Annotated in this window: 20 protein-coding genes and 2 riboswitches; of the genes, 7 read left to right on the top strand and 13 right to left on the bottom strand. The window is 38.4% G+C overall.

The features are described 5' to 3' along the window. Window positions 1-6: 6 nt before the first annotated feature. Window positions 7-828 carry a D-aminopeptidase DppA gene (dppA, locus tag BK584_RS09755; RefSeq protein WP_078392419.1) on the bottom strand — a complete coding sequence of 274 codons (822 nt, stop codon included), beginning with the start codon at window positions 826-828 and terminating at the stop codon, window positions 7-9. A gap of 280 nt (window positions 829-1,108) precedes the next feature. Between dppA and rarD the strand changes: the two genes are divergently transcribed. Both rarD and BK584_RS09765 read left to right on the top strand, forming a co-directional pair. Further along, on the top strand, window positions 1,109-2,017 hold the full coding sequence (gene rarD / locus BK584_RS09760; RefSeq protein WP_078392420.1) for an EamA family transporter RarD: 909 nt from the start codon (window positions 1,109-1,111) through the stop codon (window positions 2,015-2,017). Between the two features lie 52 nt (window positions 2,018-2,069). Then, window positions 2,070-3,125: a lactonase family protein gene (locus tag BK584_RS09765; protein ID WP_078392421.1), complete on the top strand. Its 1,056-nt coding sequence runs from the start codon at window positions 2,070-2,072 to the stop codon at window positions 3,123-3,125. A 43-nt stretch (window positions 3,126-3,168) separates the two neighbouring features. Here the strand turns inward: BK584_RS09765 and ald are convergent, their stop codons facing one another. The 3 genes from ald to BK584_RS09780 all read right to left on the bottom strand — a co-directional run bounded on the left by ald (window position 3,169) and on the right by BK584_RS09780 (window position 6,385). After that, window positions 3,169-4,290: an alanine dehydrogenase gene (gene ald, locus BK584_RS09770; RefSeq protein ID WP_078392422.1), complete on the bottom strand. Its 1,122-nt coding sequence runs from the start codon at window positions 4,288-4,290 to the stop codon at window positions 3,169-3,171. Between the two features lie 258 nt (window positions 4,291-4,548). Further along, window positions 4,549-5,367 (bottom strand): sulfurtransferase, encoded by an 819-nt coding sequence (locus BK584_RS09775; RefSeq protein WP_169871173.1) that lies wholly within the window; start codon window positions 5,365-5,367, stop codon window positions 4,549-4,551. An 82-nt stretch (window positions 5,368-5,449) separates the two neighbouring features. Further along, window positions 5,450-6,385: an ABC transporter substrate-binding protein gene (locus tag BK584_RS09780; RefSeq protein ID WP_245808995.1), complete on the bottom strand. Its 936-nt coding sequence runs from the start codon at window positions 6,383-6,385 to the stop codon at window positions 5,450-5,452. Between the two features lie 203 nt (window positions 6,386-6,588). On the opposite strand from BK584_RS09780, the gene BK584_RS09785 reads away from it, so the two are divergent. Next, entirely contained in the window at window positions 6,589-7,185 is a 597-nt protein-coding gene (locus BK584_RS09785) for a M15 family metallopeptidase (protein ID WP_078392425.1), read from the top strand. A gap of 167 nt (window positions 7,186-7,352) precedes the next feature. Then, window positions 7,353-8,612 (top strand): helix-turn-helix domain-containing protein, encoded by a 1,260-nt coding sequence (locus tag BK584_RS09790; RefSeq protein WP_078392426.1) that lies wholly within the window; start codon window positions 7,353-7,355, stop codon window positions 8,610-8,612. Between the two features lie 149 nt (window positions 8,613-8,761). Here BK584_RS09790 and BK584_RS09795 read toward each other — a convergent pair whose 3' ends face one another. The 4 genes from BK584_RS09795 to BK584_RS09810 all read right to left on the bottom strand — a co-directional run bounded on the left by BK584_RS09795 (window position 8,762) and on the right by BK584_RS09810 (window position 13,791). Continuing rightward, window positions 8,762-9,898 (bottom strand): S8 family peptidase, encoded by a 1,137-nt coding sequence (locus BK584_RS09795; protein WP_078392427.1) that lies wholly within the window; start codon window positions 9,896-9,898, stop codon window positions 8,762-8,764. 164 nt (window positions 9,899-10,062) lie between these two features. Then, window positions 10,063-10,962 carry an ROK family protein gene (locus tag BK584_RS09800; protein WP_078392428.1) on the bottom strand — a complete coding sequence of 300 codons (900 nt, stop codon included), beginning with the start codon at window positions 10,960-10,962 and terminating at the stop codon, window positions 10,063-10,065. 396 nt (window positions 10,963-11,358) lie between these two features. Beyond that, the gene (hflX, locus tag BK584_RS09805) at window positions 11,359-12,627 is read right to left on the bottom strand and encodes a GTPase HflX (RefSeq protein ID WP_078392429.1); all 1,269 of its coding nucleotides are present in this window, start codon (window positions 12,625-12,627) and stop codon (window positions 11,359-11,361) included. A gap of 276 nt (window positions 12,628-12,903) precedes the next feature. After that, a complete protein-coding gene (locus BK584_RS09810) occupies window positions 12,904-13,791 on the bottom strand; it encodes an alpha/beta fold hydrolase (RefSeq protein WP_078392430.1) in 888 nt (295 codons plus the stop codon). A 131-nt stretch (window positions 13,792-13,922) separates the two neighbouring features. Then, window positions 13,923-14,094, top strand: a riboswitch (yybP-ykoY riboswitch). Between the two features lie 43 nt (window positions 14,095-14,137). On the opposite strand from BK584_RS09810, the gene BK584_RS09815 reads away from it, so the two are divergent. After that, window positions 14,138-14,947: a TerC family protein gene (locus BK584_RS09815; RefSeq protein ID WP_078392431.1), complete on the top strand. Its 810-nt coding sequence runs from the start codon at window positions 14,138-14,140 to the stop codon at window positions 14,945-14,947. 24 nt (window positions 14,948-14,971) lie between these two features. On the opposite strand, the gene BK584_RS09820 is transcribed toward BK584_RS09815, so the two are convergent. After that, complete coding sequence (locus BK584_RS09820; RefSeq protein WP_078392432.1) at window positions 14,972-15,997, bottom strand: PTS sugar transporter subunit IIC; 1,026 nt, start codon at window positions 15,995-15,997, stop codon at window positions 14,972-14,974. Between the two features lie 263 nt (window positions 15,998-16,260). After that, window positions 16,261-16,360, top strand: a riboswitch (TPP riboswitch). 70 nt (window positions 16,361-16,430) lie between these two features. On the opposite strand from BK584_RS09820, the gene tenA reads away from it, so the two are divergent. Both tenA and BK584_RS09830 read left to right on the top strand, forming a co-directional pair. Then, window positions 16,431-17,111, top strand: a complete 681-nt coding sequence (tenA, locus tag BK584_RS09825; protein WP_078392433.1) for a thiaminase II — start codon at window positions 16,431-16,433, stop codon at window positions 17,109-17,111. Between the two features lie 40 nt (window positions 17,112-17,151). Then, window positions 17,152-17,688, top strand: coding sequence for a hypothetical protein (locus tag BK584_RS09830; RefSeq protein ID WP_139365643.1), 537 nt, complete (start codon window positions 17,152-17,154; stop codon window positions 17,686-17,688). Window positions 17,689-17,708: 20 nt separating this feature from the next. Here the strand turns inward: BK584_RS09830 and BK584_RS09835 are convergent, their stop codons facing one another. The 4 genes from BK584_RS09835 to BK584_RS09850 all read right to left on the bottom strand — a co-directional run bounded on the left by BK584_RS09835 (window position 17,709) and on the right by BK584_RS09850 (window position 22,610). After that, window positions 17,709-18,419, bottom strand: coding sequence for a TasA family protein (locus tag BK584_RS09835; RefSeq protein ID WP_169871175.1), 711 nt, complete (start codon window positions 18,417-18,419; stop codon window positions 17,709-17,711). Window position 18,420: 1 nt separating this feature from the next. After that, window positions 18,421-18,951, bottom strand: coding sequence for a signal peptidase I (locus BK584_RS09840; protein WP_078392436.1), 531 nt, complete (start codon window positions 18,949-18,951; stop codon window positions 18,421-18,423). A 44-nt stretch (window positions 18,952-18,995) separates the two neighbouring features. Further along, window positions 18,996-21,389, bottom strand: coding sequence for a S8 family serine peptidase (locus BK584_RS09845; protein ID WP_139365644.1), 2,394 nt, complete (start codon window positions 21,387-21,389; stop codon window positions 18,996-18,998). A gap of 411 nt (window positions 21,390-21,800) precedes the next feature. Continuing rightward, a complete protein-coding gene (locus tag BK584_RS09850; protein ID WP_078395520.1) occupies window positions 21,801-22,610 on the bottom strand; it encodes a histidinol-phosphatase in 810 nt (269 codons plus the stop codon). Window positions 22,611-22,676 lie beyond the last annotated feature (66 nt).

The following is a 22,676-nucleotide window of genomic DNA, read 5'->3' on the forward strand; positions in this document are numbered from 1 at the left end:
CTCTTTCTAGCAGAACGTTGTTTGCATCGCGAGTTCTGTCATAACAAGCATCGCTTGATAAGCCTCCTTCACATCTCGGGCAGTAAATTTCACTATTGTCCCTTTTTCAATCTCTGCCCCAGGCATTAATGCAGCCCATTCGGCTTGTCCATAATTGGCGAACTCAATATGTAATATTGGTTTTTCACTTGTCCGAAGCGGTTTCACTTTTGCTATTTTACTTAGGGCATCTTGTGTTTTCTCTTGCAAGAGAACCTTGCTATTAGTAGGAGTCAGACATATCGCGGATGAGCGAGATTGGGCCACTTTGACACATGCAGTCGTGACTCCTGGTACAAGTGCTTCTGCTTCTCTACAAGTCGAATCATCTCCGGCTACTAATAAGAGTGGCACATCATAGTAACCTGCTAAATAAGCATTAAAACCCATTTCTCCGATCTCATGTTCATCAAGCCACATCGACCTTACACCAAAAATCATCGTATGACTCATCACTCCTGGCGTTGATGCTCTTGCATGGTAGCCGAGAAAAAATGCCCCATCAAACGAATGGTCAATTCCTTGCATCATTGAATACGGCTTTACTTCCCCGGAGACTAGTTTAATATCACCATGTACTTTTTCAATAAGTAAGTTATTCATCTTCCCATGAGCATCATTAACGATAAACTCCTTACAACCAAATTCGATAGCAGATTCTGCTACATAATTAACTTCATCAGTCATTAATTGCTGTCCTCTAGCATAAAAACGTTCACCTGGAGTAACAAATTGATGATCGACTAACCCTGATATCCCTTCCATATCAATAGATGTATATAGTTTCATAGCACACCTTCTTTTTTCTTTTTTACTTTTTTGTAAATTCGTTTAATGAGTTCGTATTCGCAATATAGACTTAAATATCCTGCAATATATATAATCTTTTTGCGGAATACTGTCATTTTCACTTACATACTTGCCTTAAAACTCCTTGTACACTATATGCTTATACCTGCTAAATGTATTACGATATTCCATGAACTACGTGACTAGGACTCTAATTTCGTACTACGAAATAATAAGTAATTAAGGTACACTAGAAGAAAAAAGGAATGGTGAGACCACTATGCAACTAGAGCAGTCTAACACAAGCGGAATCGCTGCCGCTTTTAGCTCATACTTAATTTGGGGGCTCCTACCACTTTATTGGGCGTTGCTTTCAAGTATATCTACGTTTGATATATTGATGTACAGAATCGCCTTTGCGTTCGTATTTATTCTTTTAATTATCGCCCTATCACGAGAAAAAACGCATTATCGCCATGAGATGAAGTGGGTCTTTACGAATGCGCAAGTTTTCTTTAAAGTTGCCTTGGCGGCAATCTTAATAAGTTTAAATTGGTTCATTTTCATCTTTGCGGTAAGTGGTGACAAAGTACTTGATGCTAGCCTAGGTTATTATATTAATCCTCTATTAAATGTCGTATTGGCGACATTTTTCTTAAAAGAGAAACTTACCAAATCAGAACAAATAGCCGTGACATCAGCAGTAATCGGCGTAAGTATCTTAATCTTTTTAAGTGGGTATATTCCCTGGGCCTCATTCGGTATGGCGTTATCCTTCTGTCTATATGGATTTATAAAACGATCTGTTCCATTATCAGCAACCGGAGGTCTACTTATTGAAACACTTCTAGTTATGCCATTCGCTTTAATTTATTTAAGTTTCATATCAACTTACTCCTTTTTTCACTTTGACTTAATTACAATGATGTTGTTATTTGGGGCGGGGATAGTAACAGCCATTCCTCTCATTCTTTTCTCATTTGGTGCTAGAAGAATCTCCTTTTCATTAATTGGTTTCTTACAATACATTGCACCGACATGCATGCTCATTCTTGGAATTTTTGTTTTTCATGAACCATTTACTAAAGCACAATTTTTTGCGTTCTTCTTTATTTGGATTGGTCTAATTATCTTCACTTCTTCACGATTAATTGGACATCGCAAACAGCGAAGAAAGATAAGTGCATGATTTTATTTTTCAGGTATACTAGACATACATAGTAAGAAAGGGAGTGTATTTTTTGGCTAAATTTCGAGGATTTATTGGCACTTATACAAAAGGAGACAGCAAGGGTATTTATTCCTTTGTACTGGATTCAGAGTCACATGAAGTAAGTGATATCAAATTAGCTGCTGAATTAAGAGATCCTACATATCTGACTATTAGTAAGGATGGTCAATTTCTTTATTCAGTCATGAAAGAAGCAGATGCAGGGGGAATTAGCGCATTCTCTATTGACGCCAAAAGTGGTGGACTCACTTTTAAAAGCAAAGAAACTACAGTTGATGGTGGACCTTGCCACATCAATGTTGATACCGCTCAAAAGCAAGCATTATCTGCCAACTATCATAGCGGTGTCATTACTGCCTTTTCATTACATGAAGACGGTTCTATTTCAGGCGTCACCTCAACAGCTGAACACCATGGCAGCGGCCCGAATAAAGATCGACAAGAAAAAGCCCACGCGCACTTTGCTGGCTTTACTCCAAATGAGAAGTTCGCCGTTGCCGTTGACTTAGGGACAGATGAGGTCATCTTATATCGCTTAGAACAAGGGAAATTAATACATCATTTCACATTCAAAGCCACCCCTGGGTCAGGTCCAAGACACATTGCCTTTCACCCAACGGAACCATATGCCTACATTATGACAGAGTTGTCAAATGAAGTGATTGTGTGTCAATTCAACGAAGAATTAGGTGAATTAACAGAGCTACAAATCATTTCTACTCTTCCAGATGGATATGAAGACTTAAGTCAAGGTAGCGCGATTCATATAACGAAGGACGGCAAACACATTTACGTTGGGAACCGTGGTCATGACTCGATTGCCTCTTTTCAAATCAACCAAATTTCTGGTGAGTTAGCTCTTGTCGAAATAATTAATACAGAAGGGTCATGGCCCAGAGACTTCCACCTCGATCCATCTGAACGTGTAATGCTAGCTTCTAATCAAGAAACAAGCAATCTAACTGTCTATTCCCGAGACTCTGACTCTGGAAAGTTAACGCTTCAAAAATCATCGATTGATGTTCCTTATCCTGTATGTGTTGCATTTATTCAAGAACCCATTTAAACACAAAAGACCTTGCCATTGTGATGGCAAGGTCTTTTGTTTGTTACAGCGCTGATAGGGCATCCTCCAAATGCCGATATGAGAGTTTTAAATCACGAGCAATCGCTTCATATGTGACGTATCCACCTGCTGTGTTTAGACCTTTTGCAAGAGCTATGTTTTCAGTTAAAGCCGTTTTTACACCTTTATTAGCTATCTGCAATCCATAAGGAATTGTAACATTTGTTAGCGCTATCGTTGATGTTCTCGGAACAGCTCCAGGCATATTGGCTACAGCGTAATGAATCACTCCATATTTTGTATACGTGGGCTCATCATGCGTGGTCACTCGGTCGGCGGTTTCAATAATTCCTCCTTGATCGACTGCTACATCTACTACCACACTGCCTTGTCCCATGCTCTTAACCATGTCTTCAGTCACAAGTCTCGGTGCTCTCGATCCGGGAATTAACACAGCCCCTATTACGAGATCAGCTTCCGCAACGGCAACTGCAATGTTTAATGGGTTCGACATCATTGTTTGAATATCATTCCCGAATTGATCATCAAGTTGACGTAACCGCTGCGCACTCACATCTAGTAAAGTCACGTCTGCGCCTAATCCAATTGCCATTTTAGTCGCATTTGTTCCGACTACACCGCCACCAACAATTGCTACTTTTGCTCGGTTAACACCAGGCACGCCAGAAAGAAGTATTCCTTTACCTCCATGTGTTTTTTCTAAAAATTGTGCTCCTATTTGCGTTGCCATCCTGCCCGCCACCTCACTCATCGGCGTAAGAAGTGGCAAAGTTTTGTTCTGTTCAACAGTTTCATAAGCAATCGCAGTTACACCTTTCTCAAGAAGCGCAGCTGTTAATTCTGATTCTGCTGCTAAGTGTAGATAAGTAAATAATATTAATCCTTCTCTGAAAAACACGTACTCTGATGCAAGCGGTTCTTTTACTTTCATTACCATATCTGACTTTGCCCAAACGTCCTCTACGTTTTCAATGATTAAAGCTCCTGCTAATTTATACTCTTCGTTCGTAAAGCCGCTTCCGCTCCCAGCTTCTTTTTCAACCAAAACCTGGTGCCCGCTTTCTGTAAGCACTACAACTCCCGCAGGCGTAATAGCGACTCGATTTTCGTACCTTTTTATCTCTTTTGGAATCCCAACTATCATTAGTATCGCCTCCTATTTTTCTTCTTCCTAGTATATCTAGAATAATCAGATACCTATTGTAGTAAGTATCTCTCAAAGACTATATTCCTTAGTTATTGGGCTATTAAAAGAGATTGAGCCAGTTTTTCCGATAAATGATTGTTATTCGTGTGGGCCACCGACTCTACGTGTTCCATATAAGCAAGCGCCTGATAAAGGGAACGCCCTTATCAGAAGTCCAAAAGAATAGCGTTTTGTAAGGAACAAAACGCCTATTTCTTATTTTCCTTTTGCAACAGGATAATGATCATGTGTAATCCAATCGCTCCAACTACCAGGGTATAGCTTTACATTCGTATACCCAGCTTTTAGAAGTGCCATTACATTGGGACAAGCAGAGATTCCAGAACCACAATATACAATCAGTTCTTTCTCTTTAGATACATCTTTAAAGTGATGCTGAAGTTCAGCTTCAGTTTTCCATTTTCCTGTTTCGGTTAATACACCTTTCCAAAAATAGTTAAGTGCACCTGGAATATGGCCAGCTTGTGCATCAAGCAGTTCATTTTCCCCCAAAAAACGGTCAGCCGAACGAGCATCAATTAGAATAGCTTCCTCTATTCGCTCATAGACATCCTCTGCTTTTACGATGAAAGAATGATTGACACTTGGTTGAAAATGCACGGTTGTTTGTTCTGGTATTTCATTAGTAGTCGGATAACCTTTATTTTTCCAATCTTCAAATCCTCCGTCAAGAATGGCAGCATGGTTGTTCCCGATGTAAGATAGCATCCACCAAGCTCGAGCAGCTGCCATACCACCGCTATTGCCGTCATAAATGACAACCTCCGTATTCTCGTTTATTCCTTTGCTACTAAATATGTTCGCAATACGTGTAATCGAAGGCATTGGATAGCGCCCTCCATGGTTCAACGAACGATCAGACATTTCACTTGCCATATCAATAAAGAGGGCACCTGGTATATGTTCCTTCTCATAACTCCTTCTGCCTTTATCCTCATCCATTAAATCATGTCGGGCATCTAATATCACCACTTCTTTATTACAACTGTACAGCCACTCCGCAGAAACGATCATTCGTTTATCTCCTTCCAAAAACATCTTTTATATAAACATTAGAGAAAAAGCTAGCGATCCCTGCTCGCTAGCCTCAATTCATTCATTTATTTTCTAATAAAAATGACGTTATTTCTTCTAAATGTTGCTCCAAAGAGATTGGATCATTAAAATAGTAGCCGATTGGGTCCATTTCAAATACCCTACCATTTTCTACTGCATCAAGACCTTCCCAGATTGAACTTCCATACAAAAATTCGCCATCCAAATTTGGTGTCCAAGGAGCCGTAAGAATATAGTCGCCAGCAAATTGAGGGACTGTTTCTAATTGTAATTGATTGTAGCCATCACTTCCTACTTTTTCCTCAACTTCTGAAGGCATTGCTAGCTCTAATTCCTCGTACATGATCTCTCCACCACGCCCCCATCCATTTCCGTATAAATAAACATCGCTTTCTGTTGGTTGCAAAATAGAGATTGTACGATCACCAACTGCAGTTTGCACATCTGGCTTTAAATCATTTATTTGATTTTCCCAATTTCCGATCCATTCCGCCGCTTGATCTTGTCGCCCAAACATTTCTCCAAATTCTGTTAGCTGATCTTTATAGCCAAGTGTTGCATAATCCACAGCTACTGTCGTAGCGATATCTTCTAGTTGTTCAAGAATCTCTGAACTATGGTATGCAATAATTAAATCAGGATCTAATGCTAACACTTCTTCTACTGAAACAGCAGATCCATCTCCTAAATTTTCAACACCGTCCGTATACTCATTTAAAAATGGACTTTGAAATACATAATCAGTTGTTGCAATAACGTTAACATCCAGTTCTTGCAAGTAGCCGAAATAAACATCTGACAAAAGTACAACACGTTCCGGGTTAGCTGGAATTTGTTTAACTCCATTTAATGCTTCATATTCAATTATTTCTTCATGTTCCTTACCGGTTGGACTTTCTTTAGCATCTTCATTTCCACCGCAAGCAGTCAGACTCAAAACACTTATGCCGAATATGACTAGTGACCATTTATTCATTTGATTCACGTTCTTATCCCCTTAATGATAAAGATTTTCATTTGCAAATATGAGTATAACCCGGCTTATCTAACTTCGCAAATCTTTATCGCTTCTTTAAAATTTTCCATTTGAAATGATCATGAACAACAATTAATATTGAAATGAAGAGCATTTTTTCCTATCGTTACAAGTAACAATGTTTTATACCTGAGGAGGTTACGGTGCGGCACTTACTAAAATTATCCTTGTTTCTTCTTCTCTGTTTGCTCATTTTCTTGGGAGTTCATTATTTTTCCGAAAGAAATGGATTGTCCTTTGAAGATGTATTTACTAATTCAAGCACTGATGCAAAATTTAATTATCATGTTGAAATAGATGAGATTATAAACAACGAAGGTTTACACCCTATTGTGGAAGAAAAAACCGAGCAATTAATTAAATATTCTTCCGAAGAAGGCATTGAAATTATAATTACTGATGGATATAGATCGATAGAAGAGCAAGATAAGCTATACAAACAAGGTCGACAAAATAGTGAGCAAGTTGTTACTAATGCAGAAGGCGGTCAATCCTACCACAATTACGGACTTGCAGTAGACTACGCTTTGCTTAATGAAAATGGTGAACCTATTTGGGATATTCATTATGACGGGAATAAAAACGGTGAACCTGATTGGTTTGAAGTAGCTGATATCGCAAAAGAACTCGGATTTACATGGGGCGGTGATTGGAGCCGCTTTGTCGATTATCCTCATTTGCAAATGACTTTTGGTTATTCAATTAGAGAATTAAAACAAGCAGCTCGAAATAGTGATTAGAAGTGGGTCGTTTTCGCTCACTCTGATTACTACTTGTTTTATTTTTCTTAATATTCATTTTTGTTTTCTTTCTTTTAATTGAAGGAATTTAAATCTTTTTGACGAATAATATAATATAGTGGATTGAAAGAGTATTCACGATACTATACAAAGTGGGTTGATGAAAAGTGGAGTTAGGTAGAACAATTAAATATTACCGAATTAAGCATAATATGACGCAGGCGGAACTCGCTGACGGTATTTGTTCCATTCCACATTTGAGCAAGATCGAAAATACGATTTACAATGCCAACCATGCGACAGCTTCACTGCTCTTAGAAAGACTTGGTATTAATATAGAAGATGAATATGCCCAGCATTCAGAAATTAAGCAAGCCTTAGAATCTTTTATTGAAGCAATACAATTCGTTGACGTAAAAGAAGCAAAAAGAATACAAAAACGCTTGCTTGAGAAAGAGCATATTATTCCTAGGACCGATTTTATCAATACGTATCATTTGTATATGATGCGTTACCATTTGATGAATGGATCGATAAACCTTGCTTTTGAAGAACACCTTATTCTGGCCAAAAACAGTAGCAACTTAAGTGCAGTTGAAGCTTTGTCTTTCCGTTTGTTTCAAGGTATATTGCTTGTCAACAAAGGCGAGCTAAAAGAAGCAAAGGAAATCTTATTGGACTTGCAAAATGAAGACTACTCTTCAAAATACTTATTTGTCCGCGAAGTGGCATTTGTTTTAGCACAATGCTATACACAAATGAATGAACCAGAAAAAGCAATTATTTACGCCAAAGAAGCACTGCATATTTTTAAACAAGAGGATAATTACATCCGAGCGTTCCATACGCATATGTTACTTGGAATTAATTATACTCAAATGAATATGGTCGAAGAATCTCTACGTCTTTACAAGATGCTTTTGCGTAATACGAGGCTTTTTGGCCATGACGTACTGTATTATCAAGCAAAGTACAACCACGGTATTCTATTAAAAAAAATGGGCGAATATGAACAAAGCCACCAATGCTTTACAGAGTGTATATCGTACTATGAAGTTGGTAGTAAAAATTATGTATTTAGTTTGCTTGCGGATGTTGAAGTGTTATTCCATTTAGAAACTAAAAAAGAGCACATCGGTATCAGATTAAAAGAAATTATTGATATTAGTTCGGTTAGAGGGTTTGAGCGAATGAAGTTACAGGCGAAATACTATGCATTTCGCCTTGAATCAAATGATGCTATGTATGACTTCCTTGAACACGAGCTGCTTCCTCACCTTGATAAACAAGACAATAAAGAAGAACTGATTCCATACGCTTTAGAACTAGCGCAATGGTATCAAAAGAATGGTAAATACGAAAAAGCTACCGAGTATTTAAGCAAGTATGTGACGGGTGGTCATCGCAGAGAATTCTCCATTGTGTAATTTTACAAATAGGAATTGTACTACTCTCCCTCATAGACACTAACAAAAACACCTCAAAAAATTATCTCTGAGGTATTTTGAACGAAATGCTACAAGTTTATAATCAAAAATCCCAGTCATGGTAAACTCTGACCGGGATTATTTTCGTATTAACGTGTTGCTGCTTCTGCGTTTACTAGTCCGCTACCATAAAGATTCGTATTGCCAAGATTAGTTGCAGTATTTTTCAAGTGATTTCTAACTTGTACATTAGACCATGAAGGGTTTTTCTGTTTAACAAGTGCTGCAACACCAGCTACGTGAGGAGTTGCCATTGAAGTACCATTCAAACTCGCATAACGGTTCCCTGGATATGTGCTTTGAACACCTACGCCAGGAGCGACAATATCAAGACCTGCACCATATTGAGAGAAGCTTGCACGGTTGTTATTTTGATCAGTTGCACCTACTGCCATCGCATTCGCGTAACGTGCAGGATAACCAACTGAGCCAGCACCAGAATTACCAGAGGCTGCGATAACAAGTACACCACGAGATGTCGCCGCGTTAACAGCTTGTTCAAGAGTTGCGCTCGGTGCAGAAGTACCAAGGCTCATATTAGCTATATGCATTCCATTATTGCCAGCCCATTGCAACCCTTGTGCAATTCCACTAATTGATCCAGAACCACTAGCTCCAAGTACTTTAACTGCATATAATTCTGCATTCGGTGCAACACCAAGTACGCCTATTGAATTATTTAGAGCGGCTATCGTTCCTGCTACATGTGTCCCGTGTCCATTCCCATCTTGATAACCAGGTTCACCTGCTACGAAGCTTGCCCCTCCCCGTACATTTAAATCTTCATGTGTTGAAATACCTGTATCAAGAACCGCCACCTTCACTCCTGATCCTGTTATACCTCGATTATGAGCAGATTGAGCTTGAACACGGCTTATCCCCCAAGGAACTGATTGAGCCATTGTAGTCACTTCAGCATCTTCTTCAATATAAGAAATTGCTGGGTCTGATTCCAAAGAAGCCACATCTTCAGGATTTAATTCTACTGATAAAACTGGAATCGTTTCAAATTCATATAAAAGATCAATTTCAACGTCATCGACTTCTGAAATACTAACCTCTTCTTCTTCAATTTGTTCTACAAAAGTAGATACCGCTTCCTGCTCTGTGAAACCAATTAAATATTTCTCTTTCGCTTCCTCTGCTGCCTGTGCAATTGATGAACTAAAAGCTAGTGAGATTAGTAATGCGGTACTAGCGACAACCTTCCCCATTTTCTTATTCAATTCGTTTCCCCTCCTCAAAATGTTCCAACCTGCGCAGCTGGTAATTTCAAATTAACAAATAATTCATTCTTTTGGTATTGGGAAACTTAATTCTATATTGGGAAAATGTTGTAAATTAATAGTTAACTTTTCCAACAAAACATCAATTTTCCTTAATCTATGTGCTAGTTTGCTTTTATAATATTTCTAGTTATTAGAAAATGATATAAGGCGCCTACCATTCCTGCTTGATTTTGGAAGTGACATCGTTTAATTTCCGACAAATCTGCAAGCAACGGGTCAAGGTTCCTAACTCTTTTTTGCACTTCCGCTAAAAAGATTTCTTCCTCCGAAACTCCACCACCTACCAATATTCGTTGAGGCGCATAACAAGCAATAATATTCGCGCAACTAACAGCAACCGAATCAAGAAAAGTGCTTACCGTATTTTTTATCTTCGTGTCTCCAGCTTTATACAGTTTGAAAAGAGTCTGACCATCGATAGGTTCTGTTCGATCCGAATTAACTCTACGCATTAATGGTCCCATGGCCGAAAATTCTCCGAAATTAACATTCTTATCGGTTTGGTCAGTCGTGAAATAACGTTTCATTAAACCATATTCACCAGCCATGCCTTTTACACCTCGGTAAAGTTGACCATTTATAAAAACCGCCCCTCCGATCCCAGTTCCGATAATAAAGCAACTAAAGTTATCAATGCCTTGAGCGTTCCCTTTCCATCTCTCTGCAAGAGCAACGCAATTCGCGTCATTCTCCATTTCAATTGGTATGTTTAAATACGCAAACGCTTCTTTTAGATGGACTTCTTGAAAATCTTTAACGGCACCACTTGTATACATCCAACCAGATGCTGGCTCCAGCGCTCCAGGTACACTAAGCGCAAGACCTTCAATAGAAAAATCATCCATGTATGTTTTGCAAACGAAATCAATTGTTTTATATATTTCTCTCGTCCCGCTTTTAGGTGTGAGTTCTGATCCACTTATAATGATCTTGCTATCGGAATCCATGACTGCGTGTTTAATAGCCGTACCACCAATGTCAATTGCTATATACAACCCCATAATCAACCCTCTTTCCGTATTCAACTAAAATAACTCACAAACAACTATTCCTTTTATAGTTTGTATGCGTTCACTTCACTTTATTTCTTATTATACACGGCGTTTCTGATTAAAACGATTACATCCTGTATAAACTGATACAAAAAAGGAGGGATAGAACATGCAAACTCCCCAACGAACTATAATGAAGAGAACCAGTCAAAATAGATCAATAAACCCTCGGCTTTCTAGACATATACTCACTTATAGTCAATGGTATGACTCCGTTACAATTGAACGAGCTCGAGAAGATTTAAAACAGATACATTAATAGATAAACAAAAAAACTGCAATCCGATCGTTTATTCACTCCTAACGATCAGATGCAGTTTTTTATGCACTAAATTCTGTCATATCTTATATTTGATATGCTTTAAGATCACTCATCTCTCTCTTGCGTACAATTGCTTGTATGTGCCAACCATCATCTTTTTCCACCTGCGACGTCACATGGGCATTTTCATTTAAATAAGCAACTGTTTTCCCTTCGTTATAAGGGATAAGGAAATCATATGTGCTCCAATCAGAAAACACAATTTCCCCTATCATATTTACTAACTCATCTAAACCTTGCTTGTTTTTTGCAGAAACAAATACTTCATTTCCTTGAATTCCAGTACTGGGATCAAGTGTTAGGTCGATCTTGTTATACACATAAATGAGTGGACGTTCAATATCCATTGACTTCAATGTTTCATTTGTCGTTTGGATCATTTCTTCATAATGTTCGTTTGAATAATCAACAACATGAAGCAATACATCTGCTTCACGTGCTTCTTCCAACGTTGAACGAAATGCCTTTATTAAATGTGTTGGTAACTTGGAAACAAAGCCAACTGTATCAGCCATTAGAAAAGGTAGATTTTTCTTCCATTCTACACGTCGGACTGAAGTATCAAGTGTTGCAAATAGCATATCCAGCTCGAACACTCGTTTATGCTCTAAATCCTCATTATTTAACATGGCATTTAATAATGAAGACTTGCCTGCATTTGTATAGCCTACTAAAGCTACAACCGGCATACCTTTCTTTTTACGTTGCTGCCGTTGGACATCTCTGCGAGCAACCACTTCTTCTAATTCTTTTTCTAACCCATTTATACGGCTTTCTATTTTTCGACGATCTAGCTCTAATTTTGTTTCACCAGCTCCACGGTTTGCAAGACCAGCGCCACTTCCGCCTTGTCTGCTTAATGATGCTCTCATACCTACTAACCTTGGTAATAGATAATTTAACCGTGCAATTTCAACTTGAAGTTGAGCTTCTTTTGTTTTGGCACGTTCCCCAAATATATCGAGAATAAGCATTGTGCGATCATATACCGTGACCTCAAGCTTTTTTTCAAGATTCCTGATTTGTGAAGGCGAAAGCTCATCATTAAATATAACAAGTGTTACATCTAACTCTTCACACATTGCACGTAGCTCTTCTACTTTTCCAGTACCAATGTACGTAGCATGATTTGGTGTCTGCAATTTTTGTGATACCTGAGCAACTGTTCTTAAATCAAGAGCTTCAGTTAATTGAACAAGTTCCTCCATTGAGTAAACAAAATCTCTATCTTGTTGTAATTCAACACCAACAATAATTGTTTCTTGGATATCTCTTTTTTCTTGATTGTACATTTAAGTCCTCCATTTGTTATGACTTATCCTTTTTCTACATAACAAAATACACACGCCTTCGCCTGTGCGCAAACGAGGATCATATGAGTTAGAAGTTCGCCTTTCATTGTTTCTAGACAGACTTCTCCCATTTACACGGTTCGAAGTTTCGTGATATTTAATTAGTAACCTACGACTGCCCAGAAATCAATCATCATCCGAAGCCTCCTAAATTTGATTAATCGTATCGTACCACTCTATTCTAGCTAACGCAATGGTTGAGAGATCAGACACACTTTACTTATTCTGAATCTTCCGCTCACGTTTTTTTAATGATTGTAACAATAAATAATTTAGGATTTCAGGTTCTTCATGATGCACCCAATGTGTAGCCCCGTCAATAAAGGATACGTCCACTTCGTTACAACGTTTTGCACTCTCTTTTGCTAAGCGTTTAGATAAAAAAGGGTCATTTATCCCCCAAATAATATGCGTTGGTACGTTTATTGGTAAATCAATTTGCTTAAAGCCCGCTTGAACTTGGAATCTTAAAGCACGATACCAATTCAACATCCCTGTTAATGCACCAGGTTTCTTCCAAGCTTCTTGATACTTCGCTAAGTCATACTCCATAAAAGCATGATTCTTCCCGGTCATTGCCAACCCTTTTGCCATATAGTGAAACCGTCCACTTGCCATTAATTTTTCAGGAATAACTGGTAATTGAAAAAGAAGCATATAAGCACTTCTGATTAACTGGCTAGGCTTCCGTATCATTACACGAGGCATATCTGCAGGGTGAGGAATATTTATCGCAATTAATTTTTCTATTCTCTCCGGTCTTGTTGCCGCTAAATGCCAGGCTACAGCTCCACCCCAATCATGACCAATCAATATAGCCTTCTCTCTACCTAAAGCGTCTATAAACGCTTCACAATCATCCCTGAGTGTCCAAAGTGTATATGACTCTATATCTTGAGGCTTATCGGACTGATTATAGCCGCGTTGGTCAGGTACCACTACATAATAACCAGCATCCGCAAGCTCATTAATTTGATGCCGAAAGCCAAACCAAAACTCCGGAAAACCGTGTAACATCAATACAAGCTTACCATTTTTTGGTCCTGCACAAACCATATGAAAGCTATGTCCATTCGCTTCTATTATTTTGTGTTCATATTTCATTTTTTACCACACCCTTTGTTTAATATTAAATATGTACCCAAAGGTTGTCTGCTTCATGCTTCATATTCTTTCTTTTCAAGAAATACTTGACGATTTCCTTTCCACTGCGTATACTAAAAATAATTTAATAGCATTCCTTCAAAGGGGAGTAGCTGCAAGTTTTATATACTTGAACCAAAGTCGTCATTACGTGGATTCTGTCCACCGGCTTTGTTTGGCATGATACATATTAATGTCTAGCAAGACCTTTGCCTCGTTTCAACCAAGGCAGAGGTCTTTTTTATGTGTTTTTTTCCTCTCTTTGGTTAAACGTTAGGAGTGAAATATAAGAGAGGCGAGTGAAGATATGGATGCATCTTTATTAATGGAGTACAGTTGGGTATTGCTTGTCTTAATCGCTTTAGAAGGAATTCTCGCCGCTGATAATGCTCTAGTTTTAGCAATCATGGTTAAACATCTACCAGAAAAAGAACGTAAAAAAGCATTATTTTATGGGTTAGCTGGAGCATTTGTTTTTAGACTCCTATCCCTTTTTGTCATATCTTTTTTAGTCGACATTTGGCAAGTTCAAGCACTTGGAGCTTTATATCTCTTATTTATTGCCTTAAATCACTTGTATCGAAAACATGTTGTTTCAAAACAAGAAGCTTCTGCTGGCATAACCAAAGTAAAGAAGGGGAGTGGCTTTTGGACAACTGTTTTAAAAGTAGAAATTGCGGATATTGCTTTTGCCGTAGATTCAATCTTAGCTGCGGTTGCGCTAGCAACCGCACTAACACCTACAGGGATCGGAACAGTAGGCAGTATGGACGTTGGGCAGTTTGTCGTGGTTTTCTTAGGTGGGTTCATTGGTCTATTGATCATGAGGTTTGCAGCTTCGAAATTTGTTATTCTACTTCAGAAAAGACCTGGGCTTGAAACTGCTGCTTTCATTATTGTTGGCTGGGTTGGGATTAAACTTTCGGTTCAAGTACTTGCTCATGAATCAATCGGAATCATTCCACATGACTTCCCTCACTCTACAATGTGGAAATTATTCTTCTATAGTGTCCTTGTATTAATCGTTCTTGGCGGTTGGTTCTTATCTAAAAAGCCAGCACCTTCCGAAGAAGAGAAACCCGAAATCGAAAAACGCGCAGAAAATAAAGTACAATAAAAAAGCAGCCATATGGCTGCTTTTTTATTGTACTTCTATATGCAAATCCCCTGTTTTCGTCCAGCTTGCTCTCTTTAAAAGCTGGAATAAAAGAAGTGAAATGATACCGGGTAGAATAACTCCAACACCAATAAAGATAAGTAACCCCGTTGCTCCTTGTGTTGAAAAGATCGTTATAGGTGCAATTAATGAATTGAGTCCAAGACCCGCTAATTCGTATGATACTTGAAAATTAAACCATAATGTTCCTAAAGGTGCGCATACAAGAGCAGCGATAAAAGGTGGAATACATAGCCTTGGGTTCTTAATTAAATTTGGAAATTGTACTTTGGGTGTAACAAGACCCTGAGCGATTAAAGCTCCTGCATCATTCTGTTTCCAAGACATCAATGTAAAACCAACAAATTGAGCCGTACATCCAATTAAAGCCGCTGCACTAGAAATTGGGTCCATTTGCAATGCAATTGCGAGAGCTGCAGATGAAGCTGGTGTCATTAAAAGGACACTCCAGACTAAAGCGATCACCATCGGCGCTATTATAGGAGACCCTTGGACAGAAAGAGCTAGTTGCCCACTCATCCATTCAAGCATTGGAGTTGTAATAGCAGCCATTAAAACGCCTACTAGCCCCCCTACAAAAACTGCTGAAAAAGGAATCGCCATCATATCTAATTTTGTTTTACCAGCTACCCGCTTACCAACGTAAGTTGCAGCAACTGCTGCAATGACTGCACTAACAGGTTGTCCTGGAGCAATCGTATACAACCCATCTACAACCTGTATCGCTGCCCCTCCTACTGTGCTTGCTGCCATGGCAGAATAAATGACTAGTGTATTCCCCCCTAATTGGTATGCAATGCCTGCACCTATAGCGGGAGCTAAAAGAACTTTTGTAACTTCGCCAATTGTTACCAGTGCTCCAAACCCTAATATATTACCAAAAGATTCAAATAACAAACCGATTCCTAACGTAACCAAAACCGCATTTGCAATACCTGCCGATGCTTTATACATTCGACTAATCATGTAATCCTTCATGTTGCTCTCCACTCCAATGATGTCTTATTTATCTGTCTTTTTATATAAAGAGCATCATATCACCGTTGAAAACATCTTGTAAATCCTTTTTTATTATTCCATTAATAAATCCAAGCTGAGCGACTAGTCACTCAGCTTGGACCATTACTCTCCGTAATGATTTACGATTTAATAATGATTTTCTTTTTTAGTGGTTACAAATGAATATATTCCCATTTAGTATTGTTTAAACGCCATATAGTTGCAAGAATTATATGAATATGTTTCACTTGTATCATAACCACTAGGGGAGTCTTTTGACTGAGAAAAGCCCAGCTTTGACCCTTTGAACCTGATCTGGCTTATACCAGCGTAGGAAAGTGGAGTAGCTGATTTTTTATGTTATACCTCAGCCACCTCTTCTTGCCCTAGGTTCATTACACTAGTGGAATAAAGGAGGATAACGATGAGTTTTAGTAAAGAATTACGTCAAGCAGCAAACCCCATTTTCGAGGCCATTTTATCACACCCTTTTGTTGAAGGAATTGGCAAAGGGCACCTTCCCGCAGAATCACTTATCCATTATGTAAAACAAGACTTTGAGTATTTGAATACGTTCATGCAAATTTACGGCATTGCTATTAGCCGTAGTACAAACCGCGAAGATATTGCGATGTTTTCTGAGCAAATTTCGTTTGTTCTACATAGCGAAGTTCATCCTCACAATAATTTCTGTCAAGTCGCAAACGTCCGTTATGAAGAGCTCCAATATGAACCTCTAGCCCCTACTGCCCACCATTACACACGTCATATGATTGATGTCGCAAATAAAGGTACACTCGCTGAAATCCTTGCAGTATTATTGCCATGCCCGTGGACCTATCAAGTTATTGGTGATTACCTCTATGACAAAATTAAACCGGACAAAGCACATCGGTTTTATGATTGGATTACTTTTTACCGATCTGGTGGCGAAATGCGTGTAACCGACCAATTTTGTGCTCGTCTGGACGAACTAGCTCTTCTCGCTTCAGAACAAGAGAAAGAACGAATGAAAGACCACTTTATTAAAAGTTGTCAACTCGAATATGCATTTTGGGAAATGGCTTACACTGTAGAAAAATGGCCAGTACAGTTAATTCGATAAGATGAGCCATATATGGTACGCCAGTTACGGTTCTAATTTAATGGAAGAACGTTTTTTATGCTATATAAAAGGAGGCAAACCCCTTGGTTCACAATTGTTCGAAAAAGGTGCAAGAAATACAAGTGATCCTTTAAAATCCAAGATGTTTACACTTTCTCATCGCCTCTATTTTGCTAAAGATAAAAGCAAATGGGGCAGGGGAGGTGTTGCTTTTATTGAAAATGAGTCTAATGTTCATGTAACAACTTACTCAAAAGCTTACTTAATTACAACCGAACAGTTTACCGATATCGTCGCCCAAGAAAATGGACTTTCCACTCTACACATTGATTATCATTCTTTTTATAAAAAAGGCTTCTTAGATATAGTTGATGGGTGGTATGGACGCCTCTTGTCTATTGGCGAAATAGATAACATCCCAGTTGCCACATTCACTTCACCAGAAGATTTAGATCTGTCGCAACGTTTCCCACCAGCACAACCGTATGTGGCAGTCATTTTGAATGGATTGCAAGAACTTGGCCTCACCCTTGAAGAAAGCATCTCATATTTAAAAAACCACTACCCTGGCCATTAAAAATCCAGGGTAGTGGTTCTTTATTCGTATTCAGCACCGTTATCAGTTTGTTTTGCCAACACGTCGAGTGTGGCTTCATATATTGCTCCTTGGTACTCATTGCCAGCGTTCTCGTCTAATTTAACACCGAAATTCAAGTCAATGTATTGGCCTTCATCTAATTGCCAAAATTCATTATCTTTACCTGGAAGTGCGCCGTCACCAAGAACAAATTCATTTGCATTTTCAGCGTATGTTTTTTCATCTATTAATGCTGTCATCACTTCTACACCGTTTTGTTCTATTGACGGAGAAGCAGAAAAAGCTTGAATTTCATTTGTCACGCCATTAAATAACTGGTCTAATTTATATTGTGCGTCTTCATAAATATCTCTACCAGGTTCAATCGTATATTTAATTGCAATGTAACCAACTTTATAAGAATCAATTGGTACTTCTAAATTAACAGAGTGGGCATAAGTTGCTTGTAGGTGAGCATCTAATGAGCCTGTATTCTCGACCGTTAGCCAGTCACCAAAAATTAATTGGGATGGGGCAAAGGAGGATGCTTCAACAATTTTCCCGTCAATATCATTCCCGTTGTTAACTTCCAATGTACCACTAGTAATCTCTCCATTTGCCGATGTTAAATCAGAGAACCAAGCGAACGACCCGCTTGACCCAATTGTGAGTGCAAGTGCACCCGCAAATGCTGTACCTACCATTGCAACTTTCATTGATTTCATTTTCATACTAAGACGCCTCCCTGCGTTTTTTAAGAATAAGTTCATAACCAGATAACAAAAGATACATCGTAATTGGTGCAATAATAAGCAGTCCATAACCAACTGGTTGCCTTACATAGTCAGAAATAAAACCTAATTTAGGTATAGTTAATACATGGGTGCCAACAATTTGTTCAGAGACAATTGCGTCTTCGTCAACAATATTGTTATTGTCGCCCTTAGTCGTATAAAACAGTGTGTCGTTTTCCTTATAAGAATCTACAATTCTATGGGTGTATAATTTACGTGACGGTGTCATGAATGTCACAATGTCTTCTTCCTGAATCACTTTCTTCGGTTGCATAATGACAACGTCCCCCGCACTAAAAGTTGGTTCCATGCTATTTGATAAAATGGTAAAGGAAGTCCAACCAAAAATTTCGGGTCCTCTTCCCTCTTGCCAATCACCTTGAATAACAAAAAGCAAGAAAAAAAAGAAGATGAAAGAGAAAATACCAGTAAGAATTAACTTTCCTAATGCCAATAGTTGCTTTAACATCAATCATTCAACCTTTATATGAAGAGGGGACATCCCCTCTTCAATTAAGATGCTTTATTTGAAGCAATCATTGGATTGCCGATTGGTAGTTCAGCAATCGCTTCTGAAGAAACATACGTTCCAAATGGAACTCGATATACTTCTGATGAGTCAGCTTGATTTGTATAAATGATATAACCGCCATACAAACCTTCCTGTGTCGTTTTTGGCGAAATCAAAAATGCATTATTTGAAACCGTTTCTCCTGCTGGTACAGTGACAGATGAATTTGTTTGTAACACCATACCACTTGCTCCTGCAGGCAATGTACCGTTAACGGATTGGAATGAAACATGAACATTAAATGTTTTAGATTCAGTTCCATTATTCGTTAAACGTAGACTATGTCTCTCTCGAATGTTACCTGGTTTCGTACTAACCAAACCATAGCTTAAGGATCCAGTCTTATCTGGAATAAGAGACAATAAACTATCCTCCACGTGCAAACCATCCATTGTTGATTGAATCATCATTGTAGATTCAATTGCAGCTACTGGATCAATTCTCCCAGCCCCAACTTCAAACACATTATACTCTTCTGTCAGAGGAACCGCTGTATTCATAAGCCTTGTTTTTATATCAGCTGGTGTTAATGATGAATTAGCTTGTAACATAAGCGCTGCAACTCCAGCTACATGAGGAGATGACATCGAAGTTCCAGAAGAACGACGGTATGAATACTCGTAATCTCCGGTAAATTCTGATCCAGCAATATAACTAGGTACAGTTGAATGTACATCAACCCCTGGTGCAACTACTTCTGGTTTAATAGCTGCCGTATAGTTCACTGGTCCTCTTGAACTGAAATCAGCCAAAAGATCGCCAGTGGAGACCAGCGAATCCATATCGCCAAATGTAACCGTTGCACCTTCTTCTATTAGGTCTGCAATAGGCTGTCCTTGTTCATAGGTTAAGGAAAAAGCTGGTACATAAGCGCGTGAGGCACCAGCATAAAGAGGGTTATGCCCTGTACCTGGTTGATTGTTAAAGATAATAATTCCAGCTGCGCCACTCTCTTTTGCATTTTCTATTTTATCGACGAATGCAATTTCTCCCCGTGATACAAAAGCTATTTTTCCTTCAACATCAATTTCTGCAAATTCACCTCTCGTACCTAGTCCAGCATAGACGAGTTCCATCGTTTCACCGCTAAACTCTTCTAAACTCGTTTCATAGGATTCAGCAATTACACGTAAATCACCATCGAGATGTTGTCCTGAAAGTTCATAACTGCTTTCAAACTCTGGAATTTCGAGAGGTACGTTGCTTGCCCCTACGGAGATAGGTAAGGCAGCGGACCCTGGAGAACCAATTGTCGCTAATCCACTTCTTCCATTATTTCCTGCTGAGGTAACAACTGTTACACCCGCCAAAACAGCATTGTTTGTTGCAATACCTGTTGGCGCAATTGGATCATTAGTGTTGCTTCCAAGTGATAAATTGATAACATCCATTCCATCAATAACGGATTGCTCAATTCCAGCAATAACATCTGCTGTTGATCCGGACCCGTATGGTCCTAAAACCCGATATGCGTATAAATCAGAATCAGGAGCGACCCCTGTCACTGCATATTCCGATTGATTCTCGCCTGTTCCGGAAGTCGTGCCAGATACATGTGTTCCGTGACTCGTGTAATACGTAGACCCATTTGCACTAAATTCTGGCATACCTGAAGCCAGCCAATCCTCGTAAGTCGTTTCCATTGGGTCATCATCATCATCAACAAAGTCGTACCCGCCTTTATACACATTTATTAAATCTGGATGATTGTAGTCAACACCTGTGTCAAGCACACCAATCTTAATTCCTTCTCCTGTGTAACCGTCAATATGTAAATCTGATATCCCGAGGTAGGGTATACTATCCGCCATCATCGCTTCAATTGGTTCATCCAATCCCTTTTCATCTACTGGTTTAATCAACTCAACAATTTCGTTATTATAAATCGCCTTTACCTGCTTTTGTTCGAATAATTCCTCAAGTTTATTAGCTGGCAGTGTAATCGCAGCGCCATTAAAAATAGTTGTATATGTTCGTTCTATCGTATATATTTCTTCCTGCACTTGTTGCTGATTAAACATGCCATTAAGAGTACTCATAAATTTTTCTTGAGATTGTTCTACACTCGCTTCTGCATCTGATTTCGCTAGTGGTTTGCCCTCTTCTTCAGCTGCAAAAAGTGCAACTTCTAAAGGTAATTCTTCTAGTTCGACGATAACTGACACATCTTCATTGCTTGATAAGTCAAAACCATCTGGTAAAAACTGCTTAACCCCTGCTTCGGTTTCAGCTTTAGCAACTAGCTTTGGAGCTGATAAAGAACTTGAAACCATACAAAGTGTTAACGCAGTTATACACACCGCCTTGGAACAGTTTAGGCTACGCGCTTTTTTCAAATAAAACACCCTTCCCTGCTTATATTGTCATGCTTAATCGAATTATAGCGAAAATGCAGAAAATAACACATATTTCTTTTAATTGTTACAACTTCTTTGACAATAAGTGAAGAGTGAGCCAAACGAATCATTTTTTAAAAATAAATGAACAAAAAGCAAACTTTATAAACAACTTAAACATTTCCCAACCTCTTCATTTTATTTTTAGTAACGTTAAAAATAATTCTATAAACCCACATTTTAGTAGAGTATATAAACTCAATAAAATGGTATTAAATGTAATTAACTTAGTCTTTTTTCCTTTTAAAAAACGATATTTTTCGTATTCTTCAACTATAAGCTTGTGTGTCTTAAATTTATGGTTCATTCCCTTAGTTCAAATAAAAAAGAAGAGCTCTAGAGCTCTTCTTTTTATTCCAACATGATGGCATGGCGTTGTTTCCCAACATAGAACACCATTTCTTTAAATCCAATCTGTTTTAATATACATTGAACTTCTTTGTAATCATCTGCCACCCGTTCAGGGTGGTGAGCATCTGATCCAAACGAAATGTCAACACCGTAAAATTGTGCAACTTCCAATAGTTGAATTGAAGGGTACCACCCTCCACAATCCTTTGTTTTCCCTGAAGTATTGACTTCAATTGCCACATTCTGTTCAGCAATAACTTTTAATGTTTTTTCTACAATTGGAGTTTGAATAGTTGAGAATTCAGGGTAATAGCCTTTCATCGCATCAATATGGCCAAGTATTTGGAACAACCCGCTTTTCGCAGATGCTTGTATCAATTGGTAATACCTTTCTTTTAACTGAATCTGTTCAGAAGGAGAGTATCCATACCATAGATCTTTTTTAAAAATATTCACATCGTCCACATAATGAACAGAGCCAATAATATAATCAAACGGATATTTAGACAGCTCATCCTTATAACATTTTTGATGTGCTTCAAAGAAGTCACTCTCAATACCTAAGAGTACATTAATTTGATTGGCATATTTATTCTTTAATGCAATGACTTCAGTAACATAATGTTCAAGCTCACTTTTAGGCATTGCGATATGCGGGTGCAATTGGTCTTCATCAGCATAAAAAAACGGTGTATGATCAGAGATGCCAATATAAGCTAATTCTTTTTCAATCGCTGATTGAATATATTGCTCTATTGAACCTAATGCATGACCACATCGATCGTGATGGGTATGCAAATCAACAATCATCGTCATTCGTTACTCCCCCTATTCACTACCTATCAGTATATCACGGCAGAAAAAAGGAGCGTTAGA

It is taken from the genome of Shouchella patagoniensis (assembly GCF_002019705.1).
Lineage (GTDB): Bacteria > Bacillota > Bacilli > Bacillales > Bacillaceae_D > Shouchella > Shouchella patagoniensis.